This is a genomic window from Luteimonas sp. MC1750 (genome assembly GCF_016615955.1).
In the GTDB taxonomy this organism is placed as follows: domain Bacteria; phylum Pseudomonadota; class Gammaproteobacteria; order Xanthomonadales; family Xanthomonadaceae; genus Luteimonas.
Genome location: NZ_CP067113.1, coordinates 2,786,177 through 2,802,520, shown reverse-complemented (window position 1 = coordinate 2,802,520; position 16,344 = coordinate 2,786,177). Strand labels below are relative to the sequence as shown.

Annotated in this window: 13 protein-coding genes; 8 read left to right on the top strand and 5 right to left on the bottom strand. The window is 72.2% G+C overall.

Going from position 1 to position 16,344, the window contains the following annotated elements:
- Window positions 1-25: 25 nt before the first annotated feature.
- Window positions 26-298 carry a YcgL domain-containing protein gene (locus JGR68_RS13120; RefSeq protein ID WP_199362465.1) on the top strand — a complete coding sequence of 91 codons (273 nt, stop codon included), beginning with the start codon at window positions 26-28 and terminating at the stop codon, window positions 296-298.
- Window positions 291-3,551: an ankyrin repeat domain-containing protein gene (locus JGR68_RS13115; RefSeq protein WP_199362464.1), complete on the top strand. Its 3,261-nt coding sequence runs from the start codon at window positions 291-293 to the stop codon at window positions 3,549-3,551. The genes JGR68_RS13120 and JGR68_RS13115 overlap by 8 nt, the downstream gene beginning before the upstream one ends.
- 27 nt (window positions 3,552-3,578) lie before the next feature.
- Here the strand turns inward: JGR68_RS13115 and JGR68_RS13110 are convergent, their stop codons facing one another.
- The 4 genes from JGR68_RS13110 to trxA all read right to left on the bottom strand — a co-directional run bounded on the left by JGR68_RS13110 (window position 3,579) and on the right by trxA (window position 8,980).
- Window positions 3,579-4,448 carry a hypothetical protein gene (locus JGR68_RS13110; RefSeq protein WP_199362463.1) on the bottom strand — a complete coding sequence of 290 codons (870 nt, stop codon included), beginning with the start codon at window positions 4,446-4,448 and terminating at the stop codon, window positions 3,579-3,581.
- Between the two features lie 91 nt (window positions 4,449-4,539).
- Window positions 4,540-6,573 (bottom strand): PQQ-dependent sugar dehydrogenase, encoded by a 2,034-nt coding sequence (locus tag JGR68_RS13105; protein ID WP_199362462.1) that lies wholly within the window; start codon window positions 6,571-6,573, stop codon window positions 4,540-4,542.
- A gap of 167 nt (window positions 6,574-6,740) precedes the next feature.
- On the bottom strand, window positions 6,741-8,492 hold the full coding sequence (gene rho, locus JGR68_RS13100) for a transcription termination factor Rho (RefSeq protein WP_199362461.1): 1,752 nt from the start codon (window positions 8,490-8,492) through the stop codon (window positions 6,741-6,743).
- A gap of 161 nt (window positions 8,493-8,653) precedes the next feature.
- The gene (gene trxA / locus JGR68_RS13095; RefSeq protein WP_234446524.1) at window positions 8,654-8,980 is read right to left on the bottom strand and encodes a thioredoxin; all 327 of its coding nucleotides are present in this window, start codon (window positions 8,978-8,980) and stop codon (window positions 8,654-8,656) included.
- Between the two features lie 220 nt (window positions 8,981-9,200).
- Between trxA and rhlB the strand changes: the two genes are divergently transcribed.
- The 6 genes from rhlB to rpoH all read left to right on the top strand — a co-directional run bounded on the left by rhlB (window position 9,201) and on the right by rpoH (window position 15,387).
- Window positions 9,201-11,021, top strand: coding sequence for an ATP-dependent RNA helicase RhlB (rhlB, locus tag JGR68_RS13090; protein WP_199362459.1), 1,821 nt, complete (start codon window positions 9,201-9,203; stop codon window positions 11,019-11,021).
- 156 nt (window positions 11,022-11,177) lie between these two features.
- A complete protein-coding gene (locus JGR68_RS13085; RefSeq protein ID WP_199362458.1) occupies window positions 11,178-11,870 on the top strand; it encodes an ATP-binding cassette domain-containing protein in 693 nt (230 codons plus the stop codon).
- Window positions 11,863-12,810, top strand: a complete 948-nt coding sequence (gene ftsX, locus JGR68_RS13080; RefSeq protein ID WP_199362457.1) for a permease-like cell division protein FtsX — start codon at window positions 11,863-11,865, stop codon at window positions 12,808-12,810. The genes JGR68_RS13085 and ftsX overlap by 8 nt, the downstream gene beginning before the upstream one ends.
- A gap of 53 nt (window positions 12,811-12,863) precedes the next feature.
- Entirely contained in the window at window positions 12,864-13,658 is a 795-nt protein-coding gene (locus tag JGR68_RS13075) for a response regulator (protein WP_199362662.1), read from the top strand.
- 23 nt (window positions 13,659-13,681) lie between these two features.
- On the top strand, window positions 13,682-14,392 hold the full coding sequence (gene ung, locus JGR68_RS13070; protein WP_199362661.1) for a uracil-DNA glycosylase: 711 nt from the start codon (window positions 13,682-13,684) through the stop codon (window positions 14,390-14,392).
- Between the two features lie 110 nt (window positions 14,393-14,502).
- Window positions 14,503-15,387, top strand: coding sequence for an RNA polymerase sigma factor RpoH (gene rpoH / locus JGR68_RS13065; protein WP_199362456.1), 885 nt, complete (start codon window positions 14,503-14,505; stop codon window positions 15,385-15,387).
- A gap of 84 nt (window positions 15,388-15,471) precedes the next feature.
- Here rpoH and zupT read toward each other — a convergent pair whose 3' ends face one another.
- The gene (gene zupT / locus JGR68_RS13060; RefSeq protein WP_199362455.1) at window positions 15,472-16,281 is read right to left on the bottom strand and encodes a zinc transporter ZupT; all 810 of its coding nucleotides are present in this window, start codon (window positions 16,279-16,281) and stop codon (window positions 15,472-15,474) included.
- Between the last annotated feature and the right edge of the window lie 63 nt (window positions 16,282-16,344).

The window sequence follows — 16,344 nt, the reverse complement described above, 5'->3', positions numbered from 1 at the left end:
GTGCGCCCGCGCGCTGGAGCCGCAGATGCAAGCCTTCGTCTACAAGAGCCTTCGCAAGGCTGATACCTACGTCTATCTCGCCGGCCTCGACGGTTTCGACCGCATCCCCGATGCGGTCCGCGAACAGCTGGGCGAGCTGCGCTTCGTGCTCGATGTCGCCCTGGTGCCCGGGCGGCGGCTGGCGCGCGAGGACGTCGACACCGTGCGCGCCAACCTGGCCGCGCGCGGCTTCCACCTGCAGATGCCGCCCCGCGCGGACGTCGATCCGCTGACCGAGGACTGGGGCACCGATGCCTGAGCGCGCCACTTCGAAGGCCTGGCTGGCGCTCGCGGCCGGCGTCCTGCTCGCCCTGCTGGCCGGTGTTCCCGAGGCCGCGCTGGCCGCCGCGGCCGCCTGCCTGGCCCAGCCTGCGCTGGCGCTGGGCCTGCGCGGCACGCTCCCCACCGGCGCCGCGCTGCGCCGCGACCTGGTCGCGCTGCTGCTGCTGTGGGCGCTGGCCATGGCCGCGTCGGCGCTGCTGGTGGGCTGGCCGCTGTCGGCGCTGCTGGCCAGCGGAGGTGCTTCGCTGGGGGCGGCGTTCGCGCTCAGCGCGACCGCGGGCCTGGGCGTGATCGCGCTCTGGCGGCTGTGGCCGCTGTGGCAGCGCGTGGAAGGCGAGGGCGGGCAGACGCTCGCCGGACAGTGGCGATCGCTGGACGAGGTCGACGGATCCAGCTGGCGCGGCCTGGGCGCGGCACTCGCGATCGCCGCGATCCTCGCCCTGGCCCTGCTGCTGGCGTGGCCGGGGCTGGTCACCGGCGGCGCGCGCTGGATCCTGGCGGCGCTGGCCGGACTGGCCTGGCCACTGCTGCACCGGGTGCTGCTGCGTGCCCCGCTGGCCGGCGCGGCGCTGGACGTGGTCGAGATGCCGGAGCCCGCGCAGTCGATGCAGGTCGACGATGCCGATCCGGGCGATGCGACCGAAGCCCTGTACACCGCCGCGCGCAGCGGCAAGGTCGAGCGCGCCCTGGACCTGCTCGAACAGGATGCCGATCCACACGCGCTGCCCGGCGCGGACAGCCGCGACCAGCGTTCGCTCGCGGTGCTGGCCGCGGTGCTGCCCGACCTGCGCCTGCTGCGCGCCCTGATCGGCCGCGGCGTCGACCTCAACATTGCCCACGCCGGACTGACGCCGCTGCTGGCCGCCACGCGCGACAGCTGGCACGGCCGCCCCGAGGCGGTGATGACCCTGCTCGCCAACGGCGCCGACCCGCGTGCCGCCGACCGCGATGGCAACACGCCGCTGCACCATGCCGCGCGCAGCTCGGATCCCGGCGTGGCCGCGCTGCTGCGCGACGCCGCGGCCGAACTCGACGCGCGCAACGCCGAGGGCGTGACGCCGCTCGGCATCGCCTGCGGCAGCGGAAACTGGCGGCTGGCGCGCTTCCTGCTCGAACGCGGCGCGCGCACCGAGCCCGAAGACGGCTCCCCGCCACTGCTGGCGGCTGCCGGCGGTGACGACGACGACGCCGCCGGCGTCGCGCTGCTGCTGCGGCACAAGGCCCGCGTCGACGCCCGCGATGCGCGTGGACGCAGCGCGCTGCACGAGGCCGCGCTGGCCGGACACGTGGAGATCATCGGCGCCCTGCTCGACGCGAGGGCCGACCCGGACGCCCGCGACTCGACGGGACGCACGCCGCTGCTCGATGCCGCCGGTGGCGGGCACGCGGCGGCGCTCGACCGCCTCGCCGCCCACGCCGATGTCCAGGCGGTCGACGGCGACGGCCGCAACGCCCTGCACCTGGCCTCCCTCTGTGGTTCGGGCGGCGCGGCGCTCGCGACCCGGCTGCTGGAGCTTGGCGTCGACGCCGGACAGCCGGACGCATCCGGAAAGAGGGCTGTCGACCATGCCGCCGCCGCCGGTCGCTGGGCGGTGGTCGCGGTGCTCGACCCCGAACATCCGCTGCCAACCAGCGTGCTGGGCGGCGACAGCGATGGCCCGGTCGACCGCCCGCCCCTCGACGTGCTGCGCGAGCAGCTTGCCGATGGCCGCCACGAGGGACTGGAGCCGCTGGTCCAGCTGGTGTCCCCGGCTGAGCTGGGAGGCCTGCTGCTGGACGGCGACACGCCGCCGACGCCGGCGCGCATCGAGTGGCTGCTGCTCAACGGCGCGGATCCCGATGCGCGTGCCGAGGGCGCGGACACCGCGCTGCTGCAGCTGCTCGGTCGCGGCACCACGGCCCTGCCGGCCGTCCAGGCCCTGCTTCGTGGCGGGGCCTCGCCGACGGGTGCCGGCGGCCTGGCGCGCTTCCTCGAAGCCTGCGTGCGCGAGGACCAGGCGTCACGCGGGCTGGAGCAGTTCGCGCTCGAGCTGGTCGATCGTGGCGCCGACGTCTTCGCCCCGTCGCCGGGCGGCGAACCCGCCGCCGCGCTCTCGGTGCGCCTGGGCTGGATGCGCCTGCTCGAGCGCCTGGTCGCCGACGGCGTCGACCTCGACCGCCGCGATGGCCGCGGCATGACGGCCCTGCACCTGGCCGCTGCGCTGGGTCGCGAAGCGGCGCTGCGCCTGCTGGTCAAGGGCGGTGCCTCGCCGGCGGTGCGCGCCGCGGACGGCCAGACGCCACTGGGCGTGGCGCTGTCCGCCGGCCGCCGCGACCTCGCGGACTGGCTCGACTGGAATGGCTGGGCGCTGCCGGGTCGGCCGCTGCGCGAGGGCGACCTGCCGGCCGCGGCGATGGCCGGGGACGCCGCCGCGGTGCGCCGCCTGCTCGACTTCGGCTTCGCCGTCGATGCCGTCGATGACAAGGGCTGCACCGGCCTGCTGCGCGCGGCCGGTGGCGGCCATGCCGACGTGCTGGAGCTGCTGCTCGAGCGCGGCGCCGATCCGCAGCGCGCCGCGCATACCGGCGCCACCCCGCTGTCGGCCGCGGTCAGCATGCGCCACGGCGCCATCGTCGAGCGCCTGCTGCGCGCCCGGGTCGCGCTCGAACACCGCCTTCCGGGCGACGTGACCGTGCTGATGATCGCCGCCGCACTGGGCATGCCCGACATCTGCGCGCGCCTGCTCACCGCCGGCGCCAACATCCAGGCCGCCGACGCCCAGGGCCTGACGCCGCTGCACTGCGCGTCGCTCTACGGCTTCACCGCGCGCGACCGCCCACGCCTGCTCGCGTTGTTCGACACCCTGCTGCTGGCCGGCGCCGAGGCCGACGCCGAGGCCGCGGGCGGCGTCACGCCGCTGCTGCTGCTGCTGGGCGCGCGCGCCGAGCCGGGGACCGCCTGCGACGAGGACGTGGTGCTGGCCGCGGTGGATCGCCTGCTCGACGAGGACACCCGGCTCGACGCCCAGGACCCGCGCGGCTTCGGTCCCCTGCACCTGACCGCGCTGCACGGCCTGCTGCGCCTGGCGCGCCACCTGCTGCGCGCCGGCTGCGATCCGGGCCTGCGCGACGCGCTCAACCGCACGCCGCGCGAGGTCGCGGTGATGCGCGGCTTCGTCGACGTCGCCGCCGAGTTCGCGCCGGCGCAGGGCGGGGTGTCGATGGCGCGGTTCCTGCGCGACCGGGGCTGAGCCCGGGCCGCGCGGGAGCGGCCCGGCTCAGCTGCCGGGTTCGAGCGCCGAGCTCAGGCGCAGACCCGAGCCGTCGAGCATCGGCCGGCCAGGGATGCCGGCCATCCGGGCCTCGCCCGCGTCGTCGCCCGCGCGCGCCCACGGGGCCAGCCTGCGTTCGCCGGGGACGCGTGAGGTCCACTGGCCGTAGGTCATGGCCGTGCCGTCGTTCACCACGAACTGCACCGGCACGCGCAGCACGTAGTCCGGCTTTCCGGCATGCGGACCGGTCGCGGGGATGTGGTACGTCCACTCGCGCGCGGCCTCCAGGGTGGCGTCGGCGAGACGCTTGCGGACCTGTTCCGCCTGCCTCGGCCTGGCCAGCACGGTGAGGTCCACCTGTTCCACATGGGTGTCCACCACGCGGCCCGAGGCGTCGATCCGCAGCAGCACGTAGACGATGCCGCTGCCGCCGGCGCGCAGCAGGTCCACGGGGTAGCGGGGCGGCTGCATGCGGTCCGACCGCAGGCGTGCCTCCACCGGCAGGTCCTCTTCGATCGAGACGCCGAGGATGGAGATCGTGTAGTTCCGGTCATCGATCCGGCGCGCGACCAGGCGCAGGGAGAACGGCGACGACGAGGCCACCGGCACGCCGTCCACCGTCGCCGGATGCACGGTCCAGTTCGGCACGTGGCGCATGACGTGCCGGAGCGCGAGCGGATCCACCTGGTCCGGGTCCTGGATCGAGAAGCCGGCGATCCTGCCGTCGGCGGCCACGTCGATGCGGCCCTTGACCAGCATTGACGCTTCCAGCTCCTTCATCAGCCCTGCGCGCGTCTGCGCGGCGGCCGGTGCGGCCAGGGCAAGCAGCAGCACCATCAGTCCGCCGGCCAGCCGGCGGGTCCAGTTGCGTTCCATGCGATCTCTCCCGGGGTTCCCGGCGCGAGCTTGCCACAGCCGCGGCGGCCGGCGCTGTGCGCGGCGCCGCGGCTTGTTGCATCGGCCGGCCTCAATCCGCCGGCGACACCACCCAGGCCTGGCTGTCGATGCCGGCGCAGGTCGAGGCCTGCACCCTGCGCCGCATGGTGCGCGAGTGGTCCGTGCACAGCCCGCCCACGCGGAGCTCGCCGGCGGGCGTCGCCGCGAAGCGCTGGCTGGTGGTGCCGCTGCAGGCCTGCAGCTGCAGCGCCGCGCCGTGGGTCGTTCCCGCGGCCGTGGCGCAGCGGTCGGACGCCGGGTTGTACAGCGATCCGTCGCCACGCAGCACCCAGCGCTGGCCGCCGCCACCGACGCAGGGCCACGTCAGCAGGGCCGTGCCCGCGGCCGTCGACGGCGCGTGCAGGCACTGCTGGCTGGTCAGCGTCGAGATCCGCGACTCCCCCGTGTCCCCGGTGCCGACGATGCGGTAGAGCGTGCCGGTGAGGCTGGCCAGGTAGAGCTCGCCGTTCGCGTCCTCGCCGAAGGCCACTGGCTGGCTGATCGCGCCTGCCGGGATCGGGGTCTCCACCCTGGGCTGGCCGTCGGCGAAGGTGATCGTGCGCACCGCGGTGTTGCAGTAGTCGGTGAAGAAGTAGCGCCCGGCCAGCGACGGATGCGAGGAGCCGCGGTAGACGCGGCCGCCGGTGATCGAGCAGCTCCCGGCCGAGTGGCTGGTCGTGACCAGCGGCTCGAAGTAGCTGCCGCTGCAGCCGGAGGTGTTGTAGGGCTGGTCGCCCTCGTAGCAGCGCCAGCCGAAGTTCAGGCCGCCGCTGGTGCCCGCCTGGATGAAGTTGATCTCCTCGTAGGCGTTCTGGCCGACGTCGGCGATCCAGAGATCGCCCAGCAGGGCGTCGAAGGCGATGCGCCAGGGGTTGCGCAGGCCGAGCGCGAAGATCTCGTCGCAGCCGGCCCCGCCGGCGCCGTCGCCGTAGGCGTTGCCGGCCGGGATGCCGTAGCGGTTGCCGCCCACCAGGCTGCAGTCCGGCGCGCCGCCGCCGTCGACGTCGATGCGCAGCAGCTTGCCCAGCAGGCGGTTGGGATTCTGCGCGTTGTTCTGCGGGTCGCCGCCGCTGCCGCCATCGCCCGAGGCGATGTACAGGTAGCCGTCGGGGCCGAACTGGATGTCGCCGCCGTTGTGGTTGCTGTAGGGCTGCTCGAACTCCATCAGCACCAGCTCCGACGCCGGTTCGGCCACGTTGGGGTCAGCGCCCACCTTGAAGCGCGAGATGCGCGTGCGGTCGAGCCCGCTGCCGGGCGGGTCCCAGGTGTAGTTGACGTAGAAGTAGCCGTTCTTGGCGTACCGCGGATGGAAGGCGAGGCCGAGCAGGCCCTGCTCGTTGCCCGAGTCGTCCACGCGTTCGCGGATGTCGAGGAAGGGCACCGGTCGCAGCGTGGCCTGGTCGATGATCCGGATCCGCCCGGGCTGTTCGGCCACGAACAGGCGCGCGTCGCCGGCATGGGTGATGGCCACCGGCTGCGAGAGGCCGGTGGCGAAGGGTTCAAGCACCGCTTCGGAGGGCGGCGGCGCCGGCGGCTCGGGCGGGGACCCGCTGCCGTTGCGCACCGTGATCGCGAGCTGTCCGGTGCCGATGCCGTCGCCGAGCAGGTTGAGCTGGCCGTTGCTCGAATTGCCGGCCGCGTACAGGGTGACCGGTCCGTTCCAGGCCGGTGCGCGCCAGCGGAAGCTGAAGCTCACCGCGCCGCCCGAGAATGCCTTCGGCTGCCTGTGCGAGATCTCGCCGCCAATGACGTGCACGTCCTTGCCCGAGGCCTGGAAGGTGCCGGCGGCGCCGGAGGCCGAGACGCCCAGGCCCGCGGTCGCGCCGGGTCCGCCGGTCAGGGTCACCGTGAAGTCGGCCACGGTGTTGGCGTCGAGGACCTGCGGTCCGCTGATGGTCACCGTTGGCGTGGCCGGTCCCGGCGCGTGGCAGGCGGCACAGGTGGCGCCGTTCTGGGTGCGTGGGTTGCCGGAGAAGCCGTTGCGCCCGTAGAGGCTGGCATCGGCGCAGCCAAAGGCCAGCAGGGTGGCGAGTGCGAACAGCGGGCGGTACGGGGTCAGGCGCATGCGGGATCCCCAAGGCGTTTGGTCGGGCCGAAGGGAGCGAGTATTGCCCATGCGGCGTCGCACCGTTTGCTGCAGGGCGGCATGGCGGGCCACCCGCCGCTTCGTGGCCCGCGGAAATGGAAAGGCCCCGCGGTGCGGGGCCTTTCCGTGTTGCGGTGCGACCGGACTCAGCGCTTCATCGAAGAGAAGAACTCGTCGTTGGACTTGGTGGTCTTCATCTTGTCGAGCAGGAACTCCATCGCCGCGATCTCGTCCATCGGATGCAGCAGCTTGCGCAGGATCCAGATCTTCTGCAGCAGCTCCGGCTCGATGAGGTAGTCCTCGCGGCGCGTGCCCGACTGGTTGACGTTGATCGCCGGGTAGACGCGCTTCTCGGTGATCCGGCGGTCCAGGTGCACTTCCGAGTTGCCGGTGCCCTTGAACTCCTCGTAGATCACCTTGTCCATCGCGCTGCCGGTGTCGACCAGCGCGGTGGCGATGATGGTCAGCGAACCGCCTTCCTCGACGTTGCGCGCGGCGCCGAAGAAGCGCTTCGGCCGGTGCATCGCATTGGCGTCGACGCCACCGGTCAGCACCTTGCCGGAGCTCGGCACCACGTTGTTGTACGCACGCGCCAGGCGGGTGATCGAGTCGAGCAGGATCACCACGTCCTTCTTGTGCTCGACCAGGCGCTTGGCGCGCTCGATCACCATCTCGGCGACCTGCACGTGGCGTGCGGCCGGCTCGTCGAAGGTCGAGCTGATCACTTCGCCGCGCACGCTGCGCTGCATCTCGGTCACTTCCTCGGGCCGCTCGTCGATGAGCAGCACGATCATGTGCACGTCGGGATGGTTGTAGGTGATGGCGCTGGCGATCTGCTGCATCATCATCGTCTTGCCGGCCTTGGGCGGCGAGACGATCAGGGCGCGCTGGCCCTTGCCCTGCGGGGCCATGAGATCGAGGATGCGGCCGGCGATGTCCTCGCTCGAGCCATCGCCGCGCTCGAGCTTGAACTTCCGGCGCGGGAACAGCGGCGTCAGGTTCTCGAACAGCACCTTGTTCTTCGACGCTTCCAGCGGCTCGCCGTTGATCGTGTCGACCACGTTGAGCGCGAAGTAGCGCTCGCCGTCCTTCGGCCAGCGGATGCGGCCACTCAGGTGGTCGCCGGTGCGCAGGTTGAAGCGGCGGATCTGGCTGGGCGAGATGTAGGTGTCGTCCGGGCCGGCGAGATAGCTCGCCTCGGCCGCGCGCAGGAAGCCGAAGCCGTCCGGCAGGATTTCCAGCACGCCGTCGGCGACGACGCCCTCGCCGTGGCGGGTCAGCACCTTCAGCAGGGCGAAGATCACGTCCTGCTTGCGGGCGCGGGCCACGCCTTCGTGGATGTTCAGCTGGTCGGCGATGTCGAGCAGCTTCTGCGCCGGCATCCGCTTGAGGTCCGACAGCGAATACTGCGGGAAGCCCTCGGGGATGTTCGGCGGCGGCAGGCGGTTGGCCTGATCGTTGTTTTCGGTGGGCAGGCCGTCGTCACGCGGACGGTCGCCGCGCTGCTGCTGGCGGTCCCGGCGGTTGCGGAACCGCTCGCGGCGGTTGCCCTGGCCCTGCTGCTGGTGCTGGCCGCCGCCGGACTGCTGGCGCTGGCCGTTGTCCTGGCCACCCTGGTGGTCGCCATGGTCGCCGCCATCGTCGTGGCCGCCGGAGCCGGAGTGCCGGGGTGCGGCGTCGGCGGACGGCCTGGGAGCCGTGGCTTCGGGGGCGGGAGCGCGGGGCGTCTCGACCGGAAGTTCGGCCTGGACCGGCTTGGGGGCGGGCCGGGGCGCAGGTGCGTCGGCCGCGGCCGTCGGGGCGGGCGCGTCGGAACCCGCGTCGGCGGTCTTGGGGGCGCGCGGCTTGCGCACGCGCTTCACGGCGGTATCGCCGGAATCGGAAGGATTGTCTGACAAGTGCGGAACCTCGCTTGCTGCGAGCGCCCTGTGCGGGCGGCATGCGAATGGACTGGTGGGGTGTTGCAGAAGGTGCGGCGCGCAAGCTGCGCGCCGGGGTGTCGCTGAAACTAGCACCCCCGGCGGCCGGCGGCAAGCGCCGGGCCCCGGGGGCCGGGCCCTCAGAGGGCCTTGTCGATCATCTGGGCCAGGACCGGCTTGCCCACGGCACCGATCTGGGTGGCCTGGACCTGGCCGTCCTTGAACAGCAGCAGCATCGGGATCGAGCGCACGTGGTACTTGAGCGCGGTGGCGCGGTTCTGGTCGATGTCGATCTTCACCACTCTGGCGCGCCCGGCGTATTCGCCGGCCAGCTCGTCCAGGGCGGGGGCGATCATCTTGCAGGGGCCGCACCAGGGCGCCCAGAAGTCGACCAGCACCGGCTCCTTCGAGGCGAGGACGGTGGCGTCGAAATCGGCGTCGCTGGCGTGGATGACGGTTTGGCTCACGGGGTTCTCCTGCGTGGGGCGGCCGCCAGGTCCCGGCATGCGGGCGGTCGACGGCCGCGGTAACTGCTAAACTTGGGCGATTCGCGGTCGTTTCAAGGGGCTGCCCCGTCGGAGGGGGTCTGCTTCGAAGGCGGGCAGGCCGCCGCGACATTTCTCCATGGCAGTCTGCTTGGCTGCCACCTTCCACGCAAGCGCGCCACGCCGCGCAGACTTCCGACGAATGACCGACAAACCACTTACCGACGTCACCTTCTCCTCCTTCGATCTCCATCCGCGGCTGCAGGCCGGCCTCGAGACCGCAGGCTTCACGCGCCTCACGCCGATCCAGGCGCTGACCCTCCCGGTCGCATTGCCCGGGGGCGATGTCGCCGGCCAGGCCCAGACCGGCACGGGCAAGACGCTGGCCTTCCTGGTGGCGGTGATGAACCGCCTGCTGACGCGCCCGGCGCTGGCCGACCGCAAGCCCGAGGACCCGCGCGCGCTGATCCTGGCGCCCACCCGCGAACTCGCGATCCAGATCCACAAGGACGCGGTGAAGTTCGGTCCCGAGCTGGGCCTGCGCTTCGCCCTGGTCTACGGCGGCGTCGACTACGACAAGCAGCGCCAGCTGCTGCAGGAGGGCGTGGACGTCATCATCGCCACCCCGGGCCGGCTGATCGACTACGTCAAGCAGCACAAGGTGGTCAGCCTGCACGCCTGCGAGATCTGCGTGCTGGACGAGGCCGACCGCATGTTCGACCTCGGCTTCATCAAGGACATCCGCTTCCTGCTGCGCCGCATGCCGGTGCGCACCGAGCGCCAGACGCTGCTGTTCTCGGCCACGCTGAGCCATCGCGTGCTCGAGCTCGCCTACGAGCACATGAACGAGCCGCAGAAAATGGTGGTCGAGACCGAGACCATCACCGCTGCGCTGGTGCGCCAGAAGCTCTACTACCCCTCCGACGAAGAGAAGCTGCCGCTGCTGCTGGGCCTGCTCTCGCGCGGCGAGGGTGCCCGCACGATGGTGTTCGTGAACACCAAGGTGTTCGTCGAGCGCGTGGCCCGTGCGCTGGAACGCGCCGGTTACCGCGTGGGCGTGCTGTCGGGCGACGTGCCGCAGAAGAAGCGCGAGTCGCTGCTGAAGAAGTTCCAGGCCGGCCAGCTCGAGATCCTGGTCGCCACCGACGTCGCCGCCCGCGGCCTGCACATCGATGGCGTGAAGTACGTCTACAACTACGACCTGCCGTTCGATGCCGAGGACTACGTGCACCGCATCGGCCGCACCGCGCGCCTGGGCGAAGAGGGCGATGCGATCAGCTTCGCCTGCGAGCGCTACGCGATCGGCCTGCCGGACATCGAGGCCTTCATCGAGCAGAAGATCCCCTCCGAGCCGGTGAGCGCGGAGCTGCTGAAGGCGCTGCCGCGCAAGCCGCGCGAGGGCGTCGAGCTCGAGCCGGAAGAGGGCGAGAGCGTCAGCGAGATCTTCCGCGAGGCGCGCGAGCAGCGCGCCGCCGAGGATGCGCGTCGCGGCGGTGGTCGTCGCGAGGGCGGTGGTGACCGTTCGCGTGGCCCGCGCAGCGCCGGTGCCGGCGAGGGTCGCCGCGAGCGCGCTCCGCGCAAGCCGCGCGTGCCGGCGGCCGAAGCGGCTGCCGAAGGCGCCGTGGGCGCGGTGGCAGAGGGCGCCGGCATTGCCCCCGACGCCATCGCCACGCCCGCCAGCGCCGGCACGGCGCAGGCATCGGTGCCGGTCGCCGGGACCCCCACTCCGGGAGCCGACGGTGCGGAAGGCGAGCGCGCGCCGCGCAAGCGCCGCCGCCGCCGTGGTGGCCGCCGCATCAACGGCGAAGGCCAGCCGGCGCAGGACGGCCAGGCGACGGAACAGGCGGCGGGCGGCGAGCAGCCACGCGCCGCGCGTCCGCCGCGCCAGCCGCATGCACCCAGGCCGCAGCCGTCGCAGCCTGCCGCTCCCGCTCCGGCGCAGGACACGTCGCCTTCGCTGTTCGGCCGCATCGGCCAGGGCCTGCGCAAGCTGGTGACCCGGGCGCCGCGCTCGCAGCACTGAGTGCATCCGGGCAGCTGCCCGGACGGCAGCTGCCCCTCGTGTCCGGACCAGCGCGAGCGCGATCCGGGCCGGCGTGAGCACGGCGCCCGTCGGCTTGTCTGGCCCGATGGCGGCCGGCAAGCGATACTCGACGCTTCCTTCGACACGAGCTCCGCGATGCCGCCGGTCCTGCGCTTCGACAACGTCTGCAAGCAGTATCCGGGCGGGCACGTCGCGCTGCAGGACGTGAGCTTCAGCGTCGACGCCGGCGAGATGATCTTCGTCACCGGCCATTCCGGCGCCGGCAAGAGCACGCTGCTCCGCCTCATCCACCTCTCCGAGCGGCCCAGTCGCGGCGCGGTGCTGTTCGGCGAACGCAACCTGCTCAAGGTACGCGGCGGCCGCGTGGCCATGCATCGTCGCGAGGTCGGCGTGGTGTTCCAGGACCATCGCCTGCTCGCCGACCGCAGCGTCCACGACAACGTCGCGCTGCCGCTGGTGCTGCGTGGCATGCGCCGCGGCGACGCCGCGCGCCGGGTGCGCGCGGTGCTCGAGCGCCTGGGCCTGGGCGCGCGCGGCAGCGCACTGCCCGGCGAGCTGTCGGCTGGCGAGCAGCAGCGCGTCGGGATCGCCCGCGCCGTCGTCGCCGAGCCGCGCCTGCTGGTGGCCGACGAGCCGACCGGCAACCTCGACCCGACCCTCGCCGCCGAGATCATGGCCCTGTTCGCCTCGCTGCCCGGGCAGGGCACCAGCGTGCTGGTGGCCAGCCACGACCTGGGCCTCGTGAAGCGGATGAAGAAGCGCGTCCTGGTGCTGGACCATGGCCAGCTCGCCGACGACATCGCGCCGGAGGACCTGGCCGATGAATGAGCCGATCGCACGCAGCAAGCCGGCGACCCGCTCCCGTCCCGGCGCCTGGCTCGACCACCACGCCTACAGCGTGGTCGCCAGCCTCGGCCGCCTGCTGCTGCGGCCCTGGTCCACCGTGCTCACCGTCGGCGTGATGGCGGTGGCGCTGGCCCTGCCGCTCGGCCTGTGGCTGGTGCTGGGCAACGTCGAACGCTTCGCCGGCGACGTGCAGGCCTCGCGCCAGCTCACCGTGTTCCTGCATCAGGACACCGCGGAAACGCGCGTGGCCGAGCTGGCCGCGGAACTCGGTGCGCGCGCCGACATCGGCGCCATCGAGCACCGCACGCCGGCACAGGGCCTGGAGGAGCTGCGCGAGCGCAGCGGCCTGGACGAGGCGATCGACACCCTGGGCGAGAACCCGCTGCCGCACGTGCTGGTCGTGACCCCGGCCGGTGACGAGGCGATGCTCGCCGATTCGCTGCGCACCCTGCCCGAGGCCGAGCTGGTGCAGCACGATGCGGTCTGGCGCCAGCGCCTCGACGGCTGGCTGCGCTTCGGCGGGCGCGTGGCCTGGGTGCTGGCGGCGCTGCTCGGGCTGGGCGCGCTGCTGGTGGTCGGCAACACCGTGCGCCTGGACATCCAGGCCCGGCGCGACGAGCTCGGCGTGCTGCAGCTGCTGGGCGCCAGCGACGGGTTCATCCGCCGTCCCTTCCTCTACCTGGGCGCGTGGTACGGCCTGGCCGCCGGCGCGCTCGCGCTGGGCCTGCTGACCGCGGCCGGCACCGCGCTGCGCGCGCCGCTCGCCGAACTGGCGGCCAGCTATGGCAGCAGCTTCGCGCTGCAGGGCTTCTTGCCCCGGCAGGCGCTGACGGTCATCGCCGGGGCTACCGTGCTCGGCTGGCTGGGCGCGGGGGCGGTCACCGGACACTTCCTGCGCCAGACCCGGCCGACGGAGACCTGAGCGTGGCCGGGCCGACCGACATCCGGCACCTCGAGGGGGCCGCGCCACGGATCATGGTGGTCGACGGCTCGCGCCTGGTGCGCAAGCTGATCGTCGACGTGCTGAAGGCGCAGCTGCCTGAGGCCGAGGTGGTCGCCTGTGCCGGGCTGGGCGAGGCGCATGCGGCGCTCGCCGCCGCGCCGATCGACCTGGCCACCACCTCGCTGGTGCTGCCCGACGGCGACGGCCAGCAGCTCGCCCAGGTGGTGCGCGCCGCCGCCGGCCAGCGCTACGTGCCGGTGATCGTGATCTCCGGCACCGCCCAGGAGCACCTCGAAGGCCGGCACTTCAGCGATGACGTCACCGACTATTTCGACAAGTCCCACGGCCACCGCGCCCTGGCCGAGTTCATCCGCGGCTACGTGCAGCCGGCGCCGATCCCGGGCGCGCGGGTGCTGTACGTCGAGGACAGCCGCACCGTCGCGCTGGCCACGTCGCGCATGCTCAAGGCCCAGCAGATGGAGGTGGTGCACGTGACCAGCGTCGAGGCCGCGTTCGAGTTCCTGCACGCGCGCGTCGCCGCCGGCGAGGGGCCGGGCGTCGACCTGGTGCTGACCGACGTCTACCTGAAGGGCGAACTCGACGGCGGCGACCTGGTGGAGGCGGTACGCGGCGGGTTCGGCTGGTCCAAGCGCCGGCTCCCGGTGCTGGTGATGACCGGCGACGCCAATCCCGCCAACCAGGCCGCGCTGCTGCGCAACGGCGCGAACGACCTCGTGCTGAAACCGATCGAGGAGCGGCTGCTGGTGACCAAGGCGCTGTTCCAGCTGCGGCTGTCGCGGCTGAAAGAGGTCGGGGCCGGGGCGTGAGCACGGTGCCCGACCGGGTCCGGATGGACGCATCCTGGAAGGCCCGCATCGGCCACTGGTTCGAACGCGAGGACATGCAGGCGCTGTCGGGCTTCCTGCGCGAGCGTCGTGCCGCGGGCGCGCGCATCTTCCCGCCCGGGCCCGAGATCCTGGCCGCGTTCGAGGCCACGCCCTTCGACCAGGTCCGCGTGGTCGTGCTGGGCCAGGATCCCTACCATGGCGCCGGCCAGTCGCATGGCCTGTGCTTCTCGGTGCGCCCGGGCGTCCGCGTGCCGCCGTCGCTGGACAATATCTACAAGGAGATCCAGCGCGACCTCGGCCTGCCGCGGCCCGACCACGGCTGCCTGCTGCCGTGGGCACGGCGCGGCGTGCTGCTGCTCAACGCGGTGCTCACCGTGGAGGAAGGCCGGCCCGGATCGCACCAGCGCCAGGGCTGGGAGGGCTTCACCGACCACATGGTCGAGGTGCTCAACCGCGAGCGCGAGGGCCTGGTGTTCATGCTTTGGGGTGCGTATGCCCAAGCCAAGGGCCAGGTCATCGACCCGCGTCGGCACCGCGTCCTGCGCAGCACCCATCCCTCGCCGCTGTCGGCACACCGGGGCTTCCTGGGCTGCGGGCATTTCTCCGCGGCGAACGACTATCTGACGCGCCAGGGCGGCGCGCCGGTCGACTGGTCGCTGCCGCCGCTGGCGGCGCTGGAGGGAATGGGACTGGTCCCGGCACCGCTTCCGTGACACTCTTGCTGTCAGAACAATGCACGAGATAAAAGGACATTGACTGCATAAATGGAACATGAAGGAACTTCCCGCGTGTCCGGCAGTCTCACGGGTCCACTGCTAAAATCATGCCCATGACTGCAACCACTGCCAGCTATCCCCTCGTCGCCAACAATCTCCCGGTGCCCAGCGCGATCGGCTCGCTGGATGCCTACATCGGCGCCGTGCACCAGATCCCCGTGCTCTCGGTGGAAGACGAACAGGCCCTGGCCCGTCGTTTCCACGAGGAAGAGGACCTGGACGCCGCGCGCGAACTGGTGATGTCGCACCTGCGCTTCGTGGTCCACGTGGCCCGCGGCTACAACGGCTACGGCCTGCCGCTGGGCGACCTGATCCAGGAAGGCAACATCGGCCTGATGAAGGCCGTGAAGCGCTTCGACCCGGATGTCGGCGTGCGCCTGGTCTCGTTCGCGGTGCACTGGATCCGCGCCGAGATGCACGAGTACATCATCAAGAACTGGCGCATCGTCAAGGTCGCGACCACGAAGGCCCAGCGCAAGCTGTTCTTCAACCTGCGCAAGAGCAAGAAGCGCCTGGGCTGGCTCAACGCCGCCGAGGTCAGCGCGGTGGCCAAGGACCTCAACGTCTCCGAGCGCGAGGTGCTGGAGATGGAGTCGCGCCTGTCCGGCCGCGACATCGGCTTCGACATGTCCGCCGACGAGGACGACGAGCGCGCGCCGCCGGCGCCGGCGGCGTACCTGATGACGCAGGAGGAAGATCCGTCGCAGGCCTACGAACGCGCCGACAGCGAATCCAGCCAGCTCGAGCTCCTGCGCGAGGGCCTGGCGACGCTCGATGCGCGCTCGCGCGACATCGTCCAGCGCCGCTGGCTCGACCCGGACAGCAAGGTCACCCTGCAGGAGCTGGCCGACGAGTACGGCGTCTCCGCCGAGCGCATCCGCCAGGTCGAGGCCAATGCGCTGAAGAAGATGAAGGCCCTGTTCGCGGCCTGATCGCGGCTACCCGCGTGACGGCAGGCGGCCCGGGAAACCGGGCCGTTTTTCATTGCGCCGGACGCAGGACTCCGGCGCGCCGCCTCACCACTTGAACAGCACCAGGCTGATCGCCAGCACGCCCATGCCGCTGACGAGCCCGTAGACCGTCTCGTGGCCCTTCGCGTAGCGCTTGGCCGCGGGCAGCAGTTCGTCCAGCGCCAGGAACACCATCACGCCGGCAATGATGCCGAACACGCTGCCGAACACCGCGTCCGACATCCACGGCCGCAGCAGCGCATAGCCGATGATCGCGCCCAGCGGTTCGGCCAGCCCCGAGACCATGCACGCGCCGAAGGCATAGGCCTTGTTGTGGGTGGCGAAGTAGACCGGCACCGCGATCGCGATGCCCTCGGGCACGTTGTGGATGGCGATGGCGAAGGCCAGCGGCATGCCCACGCCGGGGTTTTCCAGCGTGGCGAAGAAGGTCGCCAGGCCTTCGGGGAAGTTGTGGATGGTGATCGCCATCGCCGTCAGCAGGCCCACGCGCCGGATGTAGGCGGCGTTGTGCTCGCGGAAGAAGGGATCGTCGGCCTCGAGGCGCTCGTGCGGGTTCGGTACCAGCCGGTCCACCAGCATGATCAGCCCGACGCCGGCCAGGAAGGCCGCGGTGCCCAGGCTGAAACCGAGGCGTTCGCCATAGCCCTGGGTGAAGGACAGGATCGACTTGTTGAGGATCTCCGACAGCGAGACGTAGACCATCGCGCCACCCGCGAACGCCAGGCCGAAGGCGAGCAGGCGCGCGCTGGGCGTCTTCTGCGCGAACACCAGCAGGCCGCCGACGCCCGTGGCCAGGCCGGCGGCCGTGGTCACGCCCAGCGCGACGAGCACGTTGGCGGTGGAGATCTCGATCATGCGGGTGCTTCCTTCGGGCGATGGGCCGCGGTGGCGGCCGCGGCGCCATCGTATCCGAGGGTC

Bases quoted from the DNA above. Each gene is read 5' to 3' on its own strand.
- JGR68_RS13120 (WP_199362465.1), top strand. From the start codon at position 26: ATGCAAGCCTTCGTCTACAAGAGCCTTCGCAAGGCTGATACCTACGTC.
- JGR68_RS13115 (WP_199362464.1), top strand. From the start codon at position 291: ATGCCTGAGCGCGCCACTTCGAAGGCCTGGCTGGCGCTCGCGGCCGGC.
- JGR68_RS13110 (WP_199362463.1), bottom strand. From the start codon at position 4,448: ATGGAACGCAACTGGACCCGCCGGCTGGCCGGCGGACTGATGGTGCTG.
- JGR68_RS13105 (WP_199362462.1), bottom strand. From the start codon at position 6,573: ATGCGCCTGACCCCGTACCGCCCGCTGTTCGCACTCGCCACCCTGCTG.
- rhlB (WP_199362459.1), top strand. From the start codon at position 9,201: ATGACCGACAAACCACTTACCGACGTCACCTTCTCCTCCTTCGATCTC.
- JGR68_RS13085 (WP_199362458.1), top strand. From the start codon at position 11,178: ATGCCGCCGGTCCTGCGCTTCGACAACGTCTGCAAGCAGTATCCGGGC.
- ftsX (WP_199362457.1), top strand. From the start codon at position 11,863: ATGAATGAGCCGATCGCACGCAGCAAGCCGGCGACCCGCTCCCGTCCC.
- JGR68_RS13075 (WP_199362662.1), top strand. From the start codon at position 12,864: ATGGTGGTCGACGGCTCGCGCCTGGTGCGCAAGCTGATCGTCGACGTG.
- ung (WP_199362661.1), top strand. From the start codon at position 13,682: ATGGACGCATCCTGGAAGGCCCGCATCGGCCACTGGTTCGAACGCGAG.
- rpoH (WP_199362456.1), top strand. From the start codon at position 14,503: ATGCCCATGACTGCAACCACTGCCAGCTATCCCCTCGTCGCCAACAAT.
- zupT (WP_199362455.1), bottom strand. From the start codon at position 16,281: ATGATCGAGATCTCCACCGCCAACGTGCTCGTCGCGCTGGGCGTGACC.